General features: G+C 62.4%; 18 protein-coding genes. 9 read left to right on the top strand and 9 right to left on the bottom strand.

Features of this window, described 5'->3' with window-relative positions; genetic code table 11:
* Position 1: 1 nt before the first annotated feature.
* Entirely contained in the window at positions 2–1,810 is a 1,809-nt protein-coding gene (gene aspS / locus RHP72_RS14330; RefSeq protein WP_050656336.1) for an aspartate--tRNA ligase, read from the bottom strand.
* Between the two features lie 163 nt (positions 1,811–1,973).
* Here aspS and RHP72_RS14325 point away from each other — a divergent pair, with 163 nt between their 5' ends.
* The 3 genes from RHP72_RS14325 to RHP72_RS14315 all read left to right on the top strand — a co-directional run bounded on the left by RHP72_RS14325 (position 1,974) and on the right by RHP72_RS14315 (position 4,320).
* Positions 1,974–2,897, top strand: coding sequence for a neutral zinc metallopeptidase (locus RHP72_RS14325; RefSeq protein WP_003945028.1), 924 nt, complete (start codon positions 1,974–1,976; stop codon positions 2,895–2,897).
* A gap of 74 nt (positions 2,898–2,971) precedes the next feature.
* Positions 2,972–3,601, top strand: coding sequence for a helix-turn-helix domain-containing protein (locus RHP72_RS14320; RefSeq protein WP_007728048.1), 630 nt, complete (start codon positions 2,972–2,974; stop codon positions 3,599–3,601).
* Positions 3,602–3,603: 2 nt separating this feature from the next.
* Entirely contained in the window at positions 3,604–4,320 is a 717-nt protein-coding gene (locus RHP72_RS14315) for a hypothetical protein (RefSeq protein WP_063316429.1), read from the top strand.
* A gap of 4 nt (positions 4,321–4,324) precedes the next feature.
* Here RHP72_RS14315 and RHP72_RS14310 read toward each other — a convergent pair whose 3' ends face one another.
* The 4 genes from RHP72_RS14310 to RHP72_RS14295 form a co-directional block, all read right to left on the bottom strand.
* Positions 4,325–5,725 carry a DUF2252 domain-containing protein gene (locus RHP72_RS14310; RefSeq protein WP_007728051.1) on the bottom strand — a complete coding sequence of 467 codons (1,401 nt, stop codon included), beginning with the start codon at positions 5,723–5,725 and terminating at the stop codon, positions 4,325–4,327.
* Positions 5,726–5,756: 31 nt separating this feature from the next.
* Positions 5,757–6,176, bottom strand: a complete 420-nt coding sequence (locus RHP72_RS14305; protein ID WP_007728052.1) for a DUF1622 domain-containing protein — start codon at positions 6,174–6,176, stop codon at positions 5,757–5,759.
* A gap of 51 nt (positions 6,177–6,227) precedes the next feature.
* Entirely contained in the window at positions 6,228–7,259 is a 1,032-nt protein-coding gene (locus tag RHP72_RS14300) for an ABC transporter substrate-binding protein (RefSeq protein WP_228402242.1), read from the bottom strand.
* Between the two features lie 101 nt (positions 7,260–7,360).
* The gene (locus RHP72_RS14295) at positions 7,361–7,714 is read right to left on the bottom strand and encodes a zinc ribbon domain-containing protein YjdM (RefSeq protein ID WP_164490578.1); all 354 of its coding nucleotides are present in this window, start codon (positions 7,712–7,714) and stop codon (positions 7,361–7,363) included.
* A 104-nt stretch (positions 7,715–7,818) separates the two neighbouring features.
* On the opposite strand from RHP72_RS14295, the gene RHP72_RS14290 reads away from it, so the two are divergent.
* The 4 genes from RHP72_RS14290 to RHP72_RS14275 all read left to right on the top strand — a co-directional run bounded on the left by RHP72_RS14290 (position 7,819) and on the right by RHP72_RS14275 (position 11,616).
* Positions 7,819–8,451, top strand: a complete 633-nt coding sequence (locus RHP72_RS14290) for a TetR/AcrR family transcriptional regulator (protein WP_166502267.1) — start codon at positions 7,819–7,821, stop codon at positions 8,449–8,451.
* A 41-nt stretch (positions 8,452–8,492) separates the two neighbouring features.
* Complete coding sequence (locus RHP72_RS14285; protein ID WP_003944867.1) at positions 8,493–10,064, top strand: MDR family MFS transporter; 1,572 nt, start codon at positions 8,493–8,495, stop codon at positions 10,062–10,064.
* A 14-nt stretch (positions 10,065–10,078) separates the two neighbouring features.
* The gene (locus RHP72_RS14280) at positions 10,079–10,678 is read left to right on the top strand and encodes a CHAP domain-containing protein (protein ID WP_030536433.1); all 600 of its coding nucleotides are present in this window, start codon (positions 10,079–10,081) and stop codon (positions 10,676–10,678) included.
* A gap of 209 nt (positions 10,679–10,887) precedes the next feature.
* A complete protein-coding gene (locus RHP72_RS14275) occupies positions 10,888–11,616 on the top strand; it encodes an HD domain-containing protein (RefSeq protein WP_311094829.1) in 729 nt (242 codons plus the stop codon).
* On the opposite strand, the gene RHP72_RS14270 is transcribed toward RHP72_RS14275, so the two are convergent.
* On the bottom strand, positions 11,617–11,988 hold the full coding sequence (locus RHP72_RS14270; protein ID WP_003945018.1) for a cupin domain-containing protein: 372 nt from the start codon (positions 11,986–11,988) through the stop codon (positions 11,617–11,619).
* An 89-nt stretch (positions 11,989–12,077) separates the two neighbouring features.
* Here RHP72_RS14270 and RHP72_RS14265 point away from each other — a divergent pair, with 89 nt between their 5' ends.
* Complete coding sequence (locus tag RHP72_RS14265) at positions 12,078–12,896, top strand: AraC family transcriptional regulator (RefSeq protein WP_161120749.1); 819 nt, start codon at positions 12,078–12,080, stop codon at positions 12,894–12,896.
* Between the two features lie 95 nt (positions 12,897–12,991).
* On the opposite strand, the gene RHP72_RS14260 is transcribed toward RHP72_RS14265, so the two are convergent.
* Together RHP72_RS14260 and RHP72_RS14255 are read right to left on the bottom strand one after the other, a co-directional pair.
* Positions 12,992–13,447, bottom strand: coding sequence for a hypothetical protein (locus tag RHP72_RS14260; RefSeq protein WP_311094828.1), 456 nt, complete (start codon positions 13,445–13,447; stop codon positions 12,992–12,994).
* The gene (locus RHP72_RS14255) at positions 13,444–14,499 is read right to left on the bottom strand and encodes a LacI family DNA-binding transcriptional regulator (RefSeq protein ID WP_256938262.1); all 1,056 of its coding nucleotides are present in this window, start codon (positions 14,497–14,499) and stop codon (positions 13,444–13,446) included. Before RHP72_RS14255 ends, RHP72_RS14260 begins: the two co-directional genes overlap by 4 nt.
* Positions 14,500–14,569: 70 nt before the next feature.
* Here RHP72_RS14255 and RHP72_RS14250 point away from each other — a divergent pair, with 70 nt between their 5' ends.
* Positions 14,570–15,799 carry an MFS transporter gene (locus RHP72_RS14250; protein ID WP_221742133.1) on the top strand — a complete coding sequence of 410 codons (1,230 nt, stop codon included), beginning with the start codon at positions 14,570–14,572 and terminating at the stop codon, positions 15,797–15,799.
* Here RHP72_RS14250 and RHP72_RS14245 read toward each other — a convergent pair.
* Positions 15,760–16,428: a bifunctional 2-polyprenyl-6-hydroxyphenol methylase/3-demethylubiquinol 3-O-methyltransferase UbiG gene (locus RHP72_RS14245; protein ID WP_058226767.1), complete on the bottom strand. Its 669-nt coding sequence runs from the start codon at positions 16,426–16,428 to the stop codon at positions 15,760–15,762. The two genes, RHP72_RS14250 and RHP72_RS14245, sit on opposite strands and share 40 nt — an antisense overlap.
* Between the last annotated feature and the right edge of the window lie 30 nt (positions 16,429–16,458).

The raw sequence follows: 16,458 nt of genomic DNA, 5'->3' as shown, positions 1-16,458 counted from the left end.
TCTACTTGGCTTCGCCGGTGTCGCCTTCGGACTTCTTGTCCTCTGACTTCTTCTCGGGCTTCGCGTCGATACCCGATTCCTTGCGCTGCTGAGCCGAGATCGGTGCCGGAGCATCCGTCAGCGGGTCGACGCCGCCGCCGGACTTCGGGAACGCGATGACCTCACGGATGGAATCCATGCCGGCGAGGAGCGCGGTGATGCGGTCCCAGCCGAATGCGATTCCGCCGTGCGGCGGCGCACCGAAGGCGAAGGCGTCGAGGAGGAAGCCGAACTGCTCCTGAGCCTCGTCCTCGGAGATACCCATCACCTTGAACACTCGTTCCTGAATGTCCTTGCGGTGGATACGAATACTGCCGCCGCCGATCTCGTTGCCGTTGCAGACGATGTCGTACGCGTAGGCGAGAGCGGAATCCGGATCGGTGTCGAACGTGTCGAAGAACTCCGGCTTCGGCGACGTGAACGCGTGGTGCACGGCGGTCCACGCGGAGTGGCCGAGAGCGACGTCACCGGATGCAGTGGCGTCGGCGGTCGGCTCGAACATCGGAGCGTCGACGATCCACACGAAGGCCCACGCGTCAGGATCGATGAGGTCCTTCTTGCGGGCGATCTCACCACGGGCAGCGCCGAGGAGGGCGCGCATCGGCTTCGTTGCACCAGCTGCGAAGAAGACGCAGTCTCCCGGCTGAGCTCCGACGTGGGCGGCCAGGCCCTCACGCTCGGCGTCGGTCAGGTTCTTGGCAACAGGTCCACCGAGAGTGCCGTCTTCACCGACCAACACGTACGCCAGACCCTTGGCCCCACGCTGCTTGGCCCATTCCTGCCAGGCGTCGAGTTGCTTGCGCGGCTGGCTTGCACCGCCTGGCATCACGACGGCGCCGACGTACTCCGCCTGGAACACGCGGAACGTCGTGTCCTTGAAGAAGTCCATGCACTCGACGAGTTCGATGTCGAAACGCAGGTCCGGCTTGTCGCTGCCGTAACGACGCATTGCCTCGGTGTAGGTCATGCGGTCGATCGGCGTCTTGATCTCGTGGCCGACGAGCTTCCAGAGCGCCGTCAGGATTTCCTCGGCGAGCAGGATGATGTCGTCCTGGTTGACGAAAGCCATCTCGATGTCGAGCTGAGTGAACTCGGGCTGGCGATCGGCGCGGAAATCCTCGTCGCGGTAGCAACGTGCGATCTGGTAGTAGCGCTCGATGCCGCCGACCATGAGGAGCTGCTTGAACAGCTGCGGGCTCTGCGGCAGTGCGTAGAAGCTACCGGGCTGAAGGCGCGACGGCACCAGGAAGTCACGGGCACCCTCGGGCGTCGAGCGCGTGAGCGTCGGAGTCTCGACCTCGACGAACTCGTGATGCGCGAGAACGCCGCGCGCTGCAGCACTTACCTTGGAGCGCAAGCGAATTGCGGAGCCGGGGCCTTCACGACGCAGGTCGAGGTAGCGGTACTTGAGGCGCGCTTCTTCGCCGACCTGATCGTCGAGCTGGAACGGCAGCGGTGCGCTTTCGTTGAGAACCTCGAGTTCTGTGGCGTTGACCTCGATCGCTCCGGTGGGGATCTCGAAGTTCTGGTTGCCCTCGGGGCGAACCTCGACCGTTCCGGTCACGCGAACGCAGTATTCCGCGCGCAGACGGTGCGCCTGCTCGGCCACGTCACCTGCCCGGAAAACTACCTGCGCAACTCCGGATGCATCACGGAGATCGATGAAGATCACTCCGCCGTGATCACGACGCCTGGCTACCCAACCGGTGAGCGTTACGGTCTGCTCTGCCTGCTCGGGTCGCAATGAACCGGCGAGATGTGTGCGCAGCACGGGATTCCTTTCGAACTACTTCCAATAACCGACGACCGACTACTTTGCCTGCGATCCTACGGAGCGAACTGCACAGAGCGGAAACGCGGACCCGCATCGCATGCGAAGCTATCTCCAGAAGTGACGGCAAGCACTTGTTCACGACAGCAGAAAGCGGACATAGATGACCTTCAACGAGGGGGCCCGCGGCGAAGCGGGACGCGTTCAGGTTCAAGGCGGCGGGGGTGGCGGTGGCCGCGGCGGCAAAATCGCGATCGGCGGTGGCGCGGGCGGCATTATCGTTCTGATCCTGGCGCTGTTGTTCGGCGGTGACCCCGGCTCACTCCTGGGTACGTCTACCGAGACTTCGAGTTCGTCGACCGGACTGTCGTCGGTCGACGAGTGCACCGGCGCTCAGGCAAACGCCGATGTGAACTGCCGCGTCACACTGACCGTCGGAAGCCTCGACGACGTTTGGGAACAGCAGTTGGTCAAGCAGACCGGCACGGCGTACGTGCGACCCGAAGTCATTCTGTTCAGCGGTTCGGTCAACACCGGTTGCGGCCAGGCGTCTAGTGACGTCGGTCCGTTCTACTGCCCGGCCGACCAGACTGCGTACTTCGACACGAGTTTCTTCCAACTACTCGTCGACCGTTTCGGTTCCAGCGCCGGACCGCTCGCACAGGAGTACGTGGTCGCGCACGAGTTCGGACATCACATCCAGAATCAGCTCGGCGACATCGGCCGCGCGCAGGCCGACCCGCAGGGTGAGCAGTCGGGTGCGGTTCGCACCGAACTCCAGGCCGATTGCTACGCAGGCGTCTGGGCACATTTTGCGGACACGATTCCCGATCAGGCGACCGGTCAACCGTTCCTGAAGCCCTTGTCAAAAGACGACATTCGCGACGCGTTGTCCGCCGCCTCGTCGGTGGGCGACGACCGTATCCAAAAGTCCACGACCGGTCGGGTCAACCCTGAAGGTTGGACACACGGCTCCTCCGCACAGCGTCAGGCGTGGTTCATGACCGGATACCAGACCGGCCAGATTTCGTCGTGTGACACGTACTCGGCGCGGGATCTGAACAACCCGCCCGACCTCAAGCGATAGCGAATCTCCGAAACCATCCCACCGACAATTTTTTCTGTCTTGACAGATTTAGTTGTCGGTGGGATGGTTTTCTCATGTTGGACGTAGCAGTCATCGATCGCCCCGGAGCTGCCGAGGCGTCGCTCGATCCGATTCGGCAACGGATTCTGGCCGAATTGGCGGTGCCGGGATCGGCATCCTCGCTGGCGCCCCGGATCGGGCTGACACGCCAGAAGGTGAACTACCACCTGCGCACTCTCGAAGACCACGGACTTGTCGAGCTCGTCGAGGAACGCAAGCGAGGCAACATGACCGAGCGAATCATGCAGGCCAGTGCCGCGTCGTACGTCATATCCCCTGCCGCCATGTCGGCGCTCGCCCCGGACCCGGGCCGGTTCCCCGATCAACTCTCGGCGCGCTGGCTCGTCAGTCTCGCAGCGCGGATCGTCCGAGAGGTCGGCGAACTGATCGCCGGAGCAACTGCAGCCGGAAAACCGTTGGCGTCCTTTGCCATCGACAGCGACATCACCTTTGCCACGGCGGCCGACCGTGCCGCCTTCGCCGGCGAACTCGGCGAGTCGATCAACTCACTCGTCGCCAAGTATCACGACGGCAATTCCGAAGGCGGACGCAAACACCGCCTCGTTGTCGCCCTGCATCCCAGCCTCACCACACCCCAAACCATCACAACCCAAGCGATCGACGCGCCCGAAACGGAGAAGTAGCAATGTCCGAGAAATTCGAAATCCGCCGCGAGGTGGTCGTCCCAGGAACCCCCGAGCAGATCTGGGCCGCCATCTCGGCCGAAACGGCCGGCTGGATGTTCCCCTCCCCTCTCGAGATCCCCGCCGACGGCAGCCGCCCGGACAGCCCGATCATCGCGACCTGGGAGCCACCCCGCGAACTCGCCATCCACATGCAAGGCCCCGACGGCTGGTTCAACAACCTCGAATACGTCGTCGAGGCCCGCGACGAGAGCACCGCCGTTGTCCGCTACGTCCACGCCGGAGTGTTTGCCGATGACTGGGACAACCAGTACGACGGCGCGAGCAAGCACACGGACTTCTACCTGCACAGTCTCGGCCAGTACGTGCGGTACTTCGCCGGCAGGCCCACCACCTATGTCTCGGCTGAAGGCCCGGAATCCTCTTCCGCGCCGCAAGCGATGGGAACGCTTCGCAGCGCCCTCGGAATCACCTCGGGCGCCGCTGTCGGTGACTCCGCGTCGGTGGAAGTCCCCGGAATCGGAACCGTCGACGCGATTGTCGACTACATCAACGACTGGTTCATCGGCTTGCGCACCCAGGACGCATTGCTGCGGTTCTACGGCCGAAATGCTTTCGGCGGCACCGTCGACGCGGCCCATCACCTCTTCGCAGAGGGTGCTGACGGTGGATCAGCAACGGCAGCGTGGCAGGGCTGGCTCGACGGCGCGTTCGCCTGAGTCGTCACACTCCCCGCTCTGCTGACACGCGACCGTCGTCGATCGCGGTCAGCAGAGCGGCGTGATCGCGAGCATTGCGCTTGGCGTAGGCAGCCGCGAACTCCCCGATCGCGAAATCGAATTCGGTTCCGTCACCGAGATATTCGGCGATCGCTATCCGATCGGACGAGCGAGCGTGTGCGTAGGCAAGGACCCTGGCGCACAGGCGCCCGTAGAGTTCCAGCCCCTGCGGCACCATCTCTTCGATGACTGCCGACCCTTTACCGTCACGCAGTTGACGAATGTAGAAATCGTGCTCACCCTCGTCGAGCCCCGGCCCTCGTTCCCAGCCGAGAAAGATGTCGCTTGTCGCTTGCATCAAGCGTTGCCCGTTGACGACGCGTTCCCCTTCGTTCTTGAAGGTCGGACCATCGACGTAGCCGGACAATACCGAGGGTTGAGCTTCCTTGACCTGCAGGATCAACGGATCGTCGTCGTCGACTCCTTTCATGAGGATCATCCATGCGCGTGTTCCGACGCTCCCGACACCGACAACCTTCCGCGCAATGTGCGTCATCTCGAAGCTTTCGAGCAACACCCGACGGTCCCACTGCAGCGTGCTCCGATACGACCGAACGCGCTGACGTAGCAACTCCTCGATCTGCGTGAGATCGGTCCCTGCGAACAACTCGTTTGCGGGCACGATCAGCGGCGGATCACTGATGAATTGCCGCCGGCCGTCGACGATTTCGGTGAACTTGCCTGCCGCCTGCACACTGTCGCGGCGACGAGCCTTGTCCAGCGTCGCTTGTGTGCGAGCAAGCATGCGCTTCTTCAGGTCGATCTGGAGAGCCTCGAGCCCGTCCTCGGGTGCGATGTGTGAGTACCAGACTGCAAGATTTCCCAATCCTGCCTGGGTGATCATGGTTTCCCGATACTCGGCCGCGCATCCGCGAACGATCTTCTTCCGCTCCTTGCCCGAAAATCCGTTGTCCTTTGCGGCGATCACCAAACTTGCGGCCAGTCGTTTCACGTCCCATTCGAACGGTCCCGGGTACGTTTCGTCGAAGTCGTTGATGTCGAACGCGAGCTTTCGCTCGGGCGTCGCATAGATACCGAAGTTGCTCAGGTGCGCGTCGCCGCAGAGTTGGCTGGCAAGACCCGAATCCGGACTGCGTGACAAATCGTCGGCCATCACCAGAGCAGCGCCGCGGAAGAACGAGAACCGCGATGCCGACATCCGCCCGTATCGGATGGGCACCAGGTCCTGTACCCGCGACTTCGCCTGCAATTCGAGCAGTGATATCGGATCACGGTCACTCTCTGCCAGATCCGCGAGCGCGGCCAATGGCGTATCTCTACGCGCCTGACGGCCGCGCGCCCGCCTTTCGTCGACCGTGAGATGCTCGGTACGCACTGCTGTCATCTGCCCGACCTTTCACTCGCAACGGCTATCGCTACGAACTCGACGCGTCGGGCGTCGTGCGGCCTCCTGATCCGCGCGCTGCGCGTACCAGGAGTTCCGGACTTGACACCAACGCCTTGCGCCACGGAAGTACCCCGTCGATCTCAATCTGAATCGACAGGCTCAGCACGGTCCTAATAAGAACGATCATGCCCAGAACTGCGGCGTCTGTCAGCGACGGCGACGACGTCACCGTCTTCACCAGATCAGCGGCGACAAGGATCTCGAGGCCGAGAAGGATGACCGCGCCCATGGTCTCGCGCAGAGTACGAAACGCCGAACTACCGTCCCGCGTTCGACTCCATGCGCGCCCCGCGATCACGAATGCGAACACGAACCCGAGAACCATGGCGACAACACCGAGTACCTCGAACCATTCGGTGACCAGCTCGAAGAACCTGATTTTGTCCATGGTCATGATTCTCGAGGTAATGCACCGATAAGTCGAGGTGACACGACGGCGTCAGCTGAAGATCCGCTCGATGTCGTCGAGTCGCAGCTCGGTCGCGCGGGGAGAATAGCCCGAGCCCCACAGGCTGTCGTCGACGTAATGGACGTTCCCCGAGCGGACAGCGGGAAGACGCTCCCAGAGCGGGTTCATCGCCAACTGCGCGCGGACGTCCTGCTGGTCCTGGAATGCGCCCACGATGATCACGTCGCTGGTCACCTGATCGAGTTGCTCCGCTGTGAGTGTGCGCGTGAACTCCTCCGATGTAGCTCGTTCGCCGGGGAAACCGAGGGCGTCGAGAAGAGCGTCGACCTGGTTGTAGACGACACCGTTCTCGCCGGTGCGGAGGAGGGTCACCGACGGCAACGAACCGAGGGCGGAGAGTCGATCCTTGATTGTGAGGAGGCGCTCTTCCGTTCTCGCGTTCAATTCCGCAGCAGCGTCTTCGCGTCGGACCGCGACGCCCATCGAGGTGACCAACTTCTTCATCTCGGCCCACGTGAGGTACCCGTTGAAGCCGGCGAATACTGGAACACCGGTCGCGGAGAGTTCGTCGTAGGACTTTGCCGCATAAGCATTTCCGGCGGTCAGGAGCATGACGATCAGATCCGGCGACGCGCCGATGATCGCTTCCTTGTTCCACGTCCCCGCCGTGCCGAGGTTCGGGATGTTCGCAGCCTCCGGCATCGTACGCAACACCGCGTCACCGCTCACACCCTCGAGACCGAAGAAGCCGCCGACGATCTTCTCCGGCGGCACACCGAGGTCGAGCACCGTCGCCATGGCGCTGACATGGGCGATGACCATTCGCTGCGGGTCCGACGGAATCTCGACACTGCCCGTCTCATCCTGCACTGTGACGAGACCACTTGGCGCCGAGCCGTTTTCGTCGCTGCTGCACGCTGCAAGCAAGGTCGCGGCCGCGGCACCGAGCCCGGCGCCGAGGAAACCCCTGCGCGTCAGCGCATCGACGATGCGTTTCCACTGCTCGTCTGTATCGAGTGCGGTGTTATCGAGTGCGGGCGCCAGGCAGATCGAGTTCGGCACAGTTCGGTCCATTCGTTCGAGCGGTCGAGAATCACCTCGATTGTGGCTATCGAACCGTCGAAACTGAACAGGATTTCGAGCCGACAACTATCGCTGTCCGGTCACACCTTCTTGACGACGCTCGACTTCAATTGCATCGGTCCGATGCCGTCGACCTTGCAGTCGATGTCGTGGTCACCAACACCCTGAACAAGGCGGATGTTGCGAACTTTCGTACCTGACTTGATGCCGGTCGGACTGCCCTTCACCTTGAGCGTCTTGACGACCGTCACCGTGTCGCCGTCCGCAAGAATGTTGCCTACGGCATCTTTCACCACACCCAGGTCCTCGCCGGCACTATCGGTCGGCGCCCACTCGTGCGCGCAGGACGGGCAGACCATCAACGCGCCCATCTCGTAGGTGTATTCGCCGGCGCATTCAGGGCAAGGGGGCAAGGTGTCTTCCACGCGGTTCATCCTATCCACCAGGCACCCGATCCCCATTTTTGCATTTCATGAGGCATTCTTGGGCGAAATATTGCATTCGATGAAACTTTGCACTCTGTGCAATTATGGATGAAATGGGAACCGAAACTCTCGGATTGCGCGAACGAAAACGAATTGCGACGAGGCAGCTGATCGAGCACACCGCCGTCGAACTCGTTCTCGACCTGGGCTATGACGAAGTGACCGTCGAGAAAATCTGCGAAGCCTGCAATCTGTCGACCCGCACGTTCTTCAACTACTTCCCCACCAAGGACGCAGCGATCGGCGGGCTCATGCTCGTCGTGCCAAGTGAGACGACCATGCTCACGCTCATCGGCGAGCACCCGGACGATCCGCTGCGCGGCGCTCTCGCGGTATTCGAGGCGGCGATGCAAATCGTCGACGAGCGACCCGATCTGCTCGCGCATCGACGCGAATTGTTCGAGCGTCATCCCACGCTGTTGCAACAACATCTGGCCACCTTCCACGATCTTGAAGACACGCTCACCCGGATCCTCACGCGGGAGTTGTCGAACAGAACCGAGTATCGCCGCCTGCACTCGGACACAGCCGCTGCCGACGAAGCCACAGCAACGGTCATCACCGCAGGCGCCGCGATGCGTTACGTCTTCCGAAAATGGCAGAACAGTGAACGGGCAAGCCCCAGAACAGATTTGCTCGATCCGGCACTACTCCTGATGGCTCGAATACTGAGGTCCGAGACCTGATCCACACTCTCGCACCCGCCGTCACTCAACTAAGGAACTACATGTCCACTCGAGAAGCTGCGACCGTCGAGCCCGACGGCACGCATACCGACACCGAGGCCTCGCCGGACAAACGGTCGATCATCCTCGTTTTTGTCGGGCTGATGATCACGATGCTTCTGGCTTCGCTCGACCAGATGATCTTCAGTACCGCTTTGCCCACCATCGTGGGCGAATTGAACGGCGTCAACCACATGGTCTGGGTGACGACGGCATACATCCTCGCCTCGACCGTCATGATGCCGGTGTACGGAAAACTCGGTGACCTGATCGGCCGCAAGGGCCTCTTCATCGGCGCCATCAGCATTTTCATCGTCGGTTCGGTGATCGGCGGTCTGTCCCACGACATGACCACACTCATCGCTGGTCGAGCCGTGCAGGGACTCGGCGGCGGCGGATTGATCCTGCTGTCCCAGGCGATCATCGCCGACGTCGTCCCCGCCAGGCAACGCGGCCGGTACATGGGTGCGATGGGCGGCGTGTTCGCACTGGCTTCGGTTGCCGGTCCCCTACTCGGCGGCTGGTTCACCGAAGGCATCGGTTGGCGTTGGGCCTTCTGGATCAACATCCCCCTAGGCCTACTCGCCATCGCGAGCGCGATGGCATTTCTGCACCTGCGGAAGCCGAACCTCGGCAAGCCTCGCATCGACTATCTGGGCATGGTTCTCGTCGCGACGGCAGCGACGTGTCTGATCCTGTTCACGACCTGGGGTGGAAACACCTACGCCTGGGGATCGGCCGTCATCATCGGGTTGATCGTCGGCTGCGTCGTGACGGCAGTGGCTTTTGTCTTCGTCGAGAAGCGTGCCGACGAACCGGTGATTCCGATGCACCTGTTCGCTCAGCGCAACTTCGTGTTGACCACCGTCGCCGGCCTGATCATCGGAATCGCCATGTTCGGTGCGCTCGCCTACCTGCCGACCTACATCCAAATGGTGACAGGCAAGAACGCCACCGAAGCTGGATTGATGATGATTCCCATGATGGCGGGCCTGCTCGTCGCCTCCATCGGGTCCGGCCAGCTGGTCAGCAAGACCGGCCGCTACAAGATCTTCCCCATCGTCGGAACATCCATCGTCGCTGTTGCTCTGGTCCTGCTCTCACGTCTGACGCCGTCGACCTCACTGCTGGTCTTCGGTTGCTACATCGCACTCATGGGTATCGGACTCGGCCTCGTCATGCAGATCTTGATCTTGATCGTGCAGAACACCTTCCCCGCGGCCGAAGTGGGAACGGCCACCGCGTCGAACAACTTCTTCCGCCAGATCGGTGCGTCGTTGGGCAGCGCGATCGTGGGCAGCCTGTTCGCCTCGCGTCTGACCAATCTCCTGGCCGAGCGACTCCCGGCGAATGGCGGCGCGGTCGGTGGTGACGAGAACTCCTTGACCCCGGGAATCCTCTGGAAGTTGCCGAGCCAGGTTCGCGAGATCATCGTCGGTGCATACAACGACGCGCTGGCGCCGATCTTCCTGTACCTCGTCCCCTTGGTCATCGCGGCGGTTGTCCTGTTGCTCTTCGTCAAGGAGAAGCCCCTCGCGACGACGATCGATCGCTCGGCGCCCCCGCTCGAGTAATTGACTATCGTGGCGTGATGTCGCACGCACCGAATACGCCCAGACGCACTCTCGCTGTTCTGGGCGTATTCGGCGTTGTGGTGGTCGTAGTTGTCGCCGGCGCACTGTGGTGGTTCGCGCGCGGCGACGACGCTCTTGCCGGCGAGAATCTCGATTCGTTCCCGGCCGTCGACCACAGCATTCTCAGCGCTCAGCAGAGTGCGCTACTGGGCGTCCTCGAGCAGGAGTGGGAGTCAGGGAGTCCCGGCACCAAATACGCCGAGGGTGTCGAAGAATCGTGGTGTGCCGATTTCGTGAGCTGGTCGATGAACCAGATCGGCACGCCGTTCTCGAACCCCAACTCAGGGTCGTGGCGCATCCCCGGGGTGTACACGCTGCAGGAGTATTACGAGTCCGTCGACGCGTTTGTCCCCTACGGTCAGGACTACCAACCCAAGGTCGGCGACACGATCCTGTACGGCGACTCGAGCCCCTTCGGCCAACACGTCAACGTCGTTCTGGTCAACGACGCCGGCACTCTGACGACCGTCGGCGGCAACGAGAACAACAAGGTCATGCTCCATCGCATCGTCCCGTCGGAAGTCCCGGGGATCGTCGGGTTCGGCGTCATCTGAGCCCGAGCCCCACCGTCGTTGCTTGATGGTTCCTGCGAAGTGCAGAGGTGAGGCTACAGATTCGGGGTTGTCGTTGGATGGCACTTGCTATTGACCAATATTCGGCTAATTCCGTGTTTCCGTCATTGACAGATATTAGACATCTGTGAAGAAGTCTCCCTGCCAACTAGATTCGTATCCAGCTGTCCCCCACCCAGAACAGGAATTCGATGCGCCCTGGTGAGCTCACCACTCTCGAGCAGATACAACTCATGGCCCGCGCGGCTGCTGCGCAGGCCATGAGTGCTCCGTCGATGCTCCGACTGCGGCTCGGCCGCTACCCCACTCGCACACCCGAGCTGCGCAAACGCCCACTCCCCGACACCAAGCTGTGCAGCGAAGCGCTCGATCACGCCAGAGGAACCCTGTCCCCCGCGGTCTTGAACCACAGCCTGCGCTGCTGGATCTGGGCCGACGCCTTCGCGCAGATCGATGCGATCGAGTACGACCCCGAAGATCTCTTCACTGCGTGCGCCCTTCACGATGTCGGACTGGGCGCAGAAGGATCGGCCGAGCACGGGTGTTTCACCTACATCAGTGCCGCAGACGCAGAAGAACTCGCGACCAGAGTGGGAACTTCGGAGAGGTCGGTACAGCGAATCGGCGAAGCGATCCGTCTGCACATGGATCTGACCGTCGACCGCGGCGCGGGCGCTGACGCCTACCTACTGCATGCCGCAGCGCATTTCGACGTTGCCGGTCGGCGTGCGCCCGAAATTCCGCGAGCAACTGTTGATGCAACAATCGCGGAGTACCCGCGAACAGGGTTCACCGACGAGTTCGCGCAGTCGATGCGGCGCGAGGTCGAGCTCCGTCCTCACTCTCGCGCGGCGACGCTCTCAAGATCGGGAATGGCCTTGCCGTTGCGTACCAATCCCCTGGATTGGAAGAGCCGGTAACTACGAAAAGTCCTCGAGCACTGCGGTTCGCGCCCCTCCGACGTTCCCGGTATTCACCACGCCAACGGGTTCGATCAACATCACCTCCGCTTCGTCCTCGGCGATCGGGCAATGTTCGACTCCGCGAGGTACCACGAACAGTTCACCGGGCCCCAGTGGAACATCTCCGTTTCGGAGTTGGATTCGAATCTGCCCCTTCGTCACCAGGAACATTTCGTCGGTGTCGGTGTGGGAGTGCCAGACGAATTCACCTTTGATCTTGACGATCTTGATCTCGTAATCATTGAGGGCTGCAATCTTCTTGGGCGACCAGTGCTCGGTGAACTGACCGAACTTCTCGCGGAGCGATACCGCTGTTGCCGAACTGTTCATGTTGTTCCTCCCTCGGGCGCGCCACCACCGCGATGACGACCCCGCCACTCTTCGTCACCCGAGGCAGCTGCGTCTTGTACGTTTCTGACATGGATCCCCGCGGCGCACAGATCACCGCGTGGGCACCGGGCCTCGCGGGAATCACCGAGGTCTTCCATGCCGATTTCGTCGGACACGCCTATCCCAAACACACGCACGATCAGTGGTCTCTGATGCTCGTCGACCGCGGCACGATTGCATACGACCTCGATCATCGCTCTCATGGCGCGGCACCCGAGATCGTGACTCTGTTGCCGCCAGGCATCGCACACGACGGAGTTCCGGTCACCGAGGCTGGATTTCGTCAACGAATCCTTTACCTCGACACGTCAGTTCTCGGTGAGGTCCTCATAGGCCCGGCGGTGGACAGCCCCGAGATTCGAGACCCTCTGCTGCGCCACCGCATTGATCAACTGCACTCTGCACTCGGCCCGGACGGCGAATCACTCGAGGCCGAAAGTCGCCTGGGGTTCCTCTCTGAAAGATTGAACGAGATCCTCACACCGGCCACAGGTCGATCCCGTCACACGCCGACCGTTGACGAACGCGTTGCCGATCAACTTCGGGACCTGCTCGATGCGCGACTCACAACGGGAATCACGATGCGGGAAGCGTCGAACATCCTGCAGCGGAACCCCACGTATCTGATCAAGAACTTCGCGAAGCATTTCGGGCTTCCGCCTCACAAGTACGTGACGGGACGTCGAATCGATCTGGCGCGACGCGCAATCCTCGCCGGGCGCGAATTGGCGGACGTGGCCGTCGACGTCGGATTCCACGATCAATCCCACCTGTCGCGGCACTTCGTCAAGCATGTCGGGGCGCCGCCCGGCAAATACTCACTGAACGTGGCCGGTGGAGCGCGCTAGTCGCAGCACCTGGCACCGGTTGCGTCGAGCAGACACTGGTTCCGGTCAGCTGGAGTCTGTGTGCACTGAATGAAAACGGTGTCAGGTCCCAACGATCAAGCAGCCGTCTCGAGGTCGACCAGGAGGAAGTCCTCGCGCCGCGGCCCGTATTCACGATCGGTCAGCTGGTACGAGCGCAACGCACGAGGTGCACGCGCCAACTCGTAGAAGCGCTCGGAGCCCGGCACGAATTGCGTCGTAGCCCAACCCCAATCTGCGCCGTGCGGAATCTTCGGGTCGGGAAGCATGTCGGACTCGATCGACATGAGCCGCAGGCGCCGAACTACTCCGGTCGTGGCGGCATCTGCGCCGAAGTCTATCCACGCCTGACGCGCGTTTGGGTCGTCACGAGGAGTTCCGGCAAGTAGGTGCAATGCACCCGCGACTTCGGCAACCGCCCACCGGCGCGGGTTGTCGGCATTCCACGAGAGCCCCCAACGGACGGTCTCCCCCAATTCTGGAGGAACAAACCACCGAAAACGCAGACCGTCGATGACTACCGGCGTGATCATCGCGTCGAGGTTCGCCGACGCACCGACCATTCGACCGGCTCGACCGCATCGTCCAGCCCGAGAACCACGCGAGCTGCATTGCGCCCTTGATCGAACAGGGACTGGCGAACCGTTGTCAGGCCGGCGTCCGATGCGGCTGTTGTGTCGTCCCATCCGACGACTGCGACATCGTCGGGCAGCGCGAGGCCGAGTTCACGGATCGCGTCCAGAACCCCCAGAGCCAGTTCGTCACTCATCGCCAAGATGACATCGGGCCTTCGGCTCTCGGGAACGTCGAGCAGGGACCGAGCCATCCGCGCACCCTCGCTCCGCTCGTTGACGGTGACCACCCCCACCCGCACCGAGGGCCAATCGAGGCCCGCGTCGCGGACGGCGCGCTCGTAGCCCTCGAGCCGATGGCGGGACACCGGAAAGAACGCTTCACCTGGATCCACGTCCATCCGAATCTCGGACCGACGCTCACGATCCCACGGAAGGCTGATCACCGCGGGCCGCTGCGCCCCCGACAACCCGACTGCCCCGATCGCAACGGCGCCGGCAACATCGTCCATCCCGACGAGATCCACACCCTCGTGCAACGGACCACCCTGGATGCATGCGGGTTTTCCGGTGCCGACAATCGCGTCGAGGATGGGATCGTTGAAGACGGTGGTCCAGACGACAAAACCGTCTACTGCCGCGTCGCGAACTCTGTCGACGTCTCCGGCTTTCCCCGAGTTCGGCAGCATCATCAGCCCGGCGTTCGCATCCAGGCACGCTTCGGCGACTCCCGAGAGGAATCGCCGAGCTACTGCGTCTTCGAAGGCGTACGTCAGCTTCTCGCTGAAGACGACCGCGATGTTGTTGAATTTCCCGCTCCGCAAGGACTGCGCCGCCCGGTTCGGGCCCGCGTACTCGAGCTCTTCGGCGGCGGCGAACACCTTGGCCCGCGTTGATTCAGACACGCGCTCGGGCTGCGCGAAGGAGTACGACACCGACATCACCGACACGCCTGCGGCCTTGGCGACGTCGGCCATCGTCGGACGACTCGAACGCTGCGCACGTATGGCCATGAGCATCAGCATAGCGAGTGAAAAATATCCATTGCGCAGGTGTGTATCGATACATGTATCGTTACACAACATGAGTGCTCGACTGCCGAAGGCAACCACGCTACGGCTGATGACACTGGCCGGAGCAGCCTTCGCCTACGTGACGGCCGAAATGCTCCCCGTCGGACTGCTCAGCGAAATCTCGACGGACCTCGACGTCACCGAAGGGCGTGTCGGCCTACTGCTGACCTTCTACGCATACGGTGTCGCGGTCTTGACGCTTCCGCTGATTGGAGCGGTCAAAACCTGGCCGCGACGACGCGTCGTCGTTCTGACGGTGGCCACCCTCGCGGTGTCGCAACTGGTCGCAGCATTGGCCGTCAACTATCCGATGCTGGTGATCGGACGATTGCTCTGCGCTGCGACGCACGGAGTGTTCTGGGCTGTCGTTGCACCGGTCGCAGCCACCCTCGTTCCGCGCGGACAACAGGGCAAGGCCATCGCGATGGTGTATGCCGGAACGTCTCTCGCTTTTGTTCTCGGAGGGCCACTGTCTTCGGCGATCGGCCAGTCCTGGGGTTGGCGGACCGCGTCGGCGGCAATCGGTGTGGTGGCAGTGGTCATTGCTTTCTCACTGCATCGTGCGTTGCCCGAAATGCCGGTCGATCAACACCATCGGAGCAAGCGAGACAAACCGAAGCCGACACCGGCGATGAAACGGGCACTCGCCGTCATCTGCGCGGCAACGCTGTTTGCCGCCCTGGGGCAATTCGCTTCGTACACGTTCTTCACACTTCTGGTGGAGGAAAGCCTCAGCTCGTCCGGTGGCATCCGTACCGCGATGCTTCTGGTCTACGGCGCCGCCGGCGCCGTCGGAGTGTGGGTCGCCGGCGAGTACTACGACCGCCGACCGCGTCTCTTCACGCTCATCTCGATCGCGACAGTGGCAGGCGCGCTGGCCATGTTCTGGCTCTTGGCGCCGTCGATGGGAGCGTTCGCAGTTGTCGCCACGATCTTGTGGGGTGCGGCGTTCACCACCGTTCCGATCTGCCTCCAGTCCTCGGTTCTGCGCGCCGTTCCGATCGGGACCGACCGTGCCTCGGCCATCTACGTTGTCGTGTTCCAGATCGCGATTGCAACGGGCGCTCTGCTCGGTGCGGCCGTCGTCGACAGTGGCGGGCTCTCACATCTGGCGGGCATCGGGGTCGCTCTGATGATCGCTTCGTTGGCGATAGTCGGGTTCGGCCGACGCGCGTTTCCCCAGGAACCGGAACGGTCTACTCACTCCCCCACCGACGCGCCGGCCGGACTCTCGTCGTAGATCAGGGTGTATCGCCAGAACAGTCGTCTCCTGATCCGGCTACCTGGCAGACACAACGAGGCCGCGCGTCGGACGTCAGCCATCGACTCCCCCGGTTCCGCGGTGGGAGCCGTCATCGCCTTCAGTGGCTCGGAGGCAACCCGTCGATGCTTGACGACGCCGACGACGGGATTGCACACGGTCGCCAACACCGACAGGAGTGCGTCGGTGGCTGTGGTCGATCGATAACACCCGACCACGACGAGCCGCCCGCCCGGTTCGAGCAGGCTACTCAGCTGCTTCATCGACTCTTCGAGTGGCAGATGATGCAACGCTGCGACGACTGTGATCGCGTCGTACTTCGCCTCGGATGCAAAGTCCTCGATCCGCTGCGCGTCGAAGATCACGTTCTCGTCGTCGACAAACCTTGCGCGCACGGCGGCCGAGGTTGTCAGGTCGGGTTCCACACCGACCACCACGTCGAACCGCCGACGCAAGAGGTCGATCAGATTGCCGGTCCCGCACCCCACGTCGAGAGCGCGACCGGACCTGACCCCGCGCAGATTACGTAGAACCCACCGGCCGTAGTAATCGTTGTGACTCCACGGATGGCGTCGGTTGAAACCGTCCACGCGAGCAATCACACCCATACCCGACGGTATCAATCCGAGCCTGCGCAC

Origin of the sequence: Rhodococcus sp. SG20037 (assembly GCF_031763325.1) — a bacterium.
In the GTDB taxonomy this organism is placed as follows: domain Bacteria; phylum Actinomycetota; class Actinomycetes; order Mycobacteriales; family Mycobacteriaceae; genus Rhodococcus_F; species Rhodococcus_F qingshengii.
This window is presented reverse-complemented; position numbering and strand designations above follow the sequence as displayed.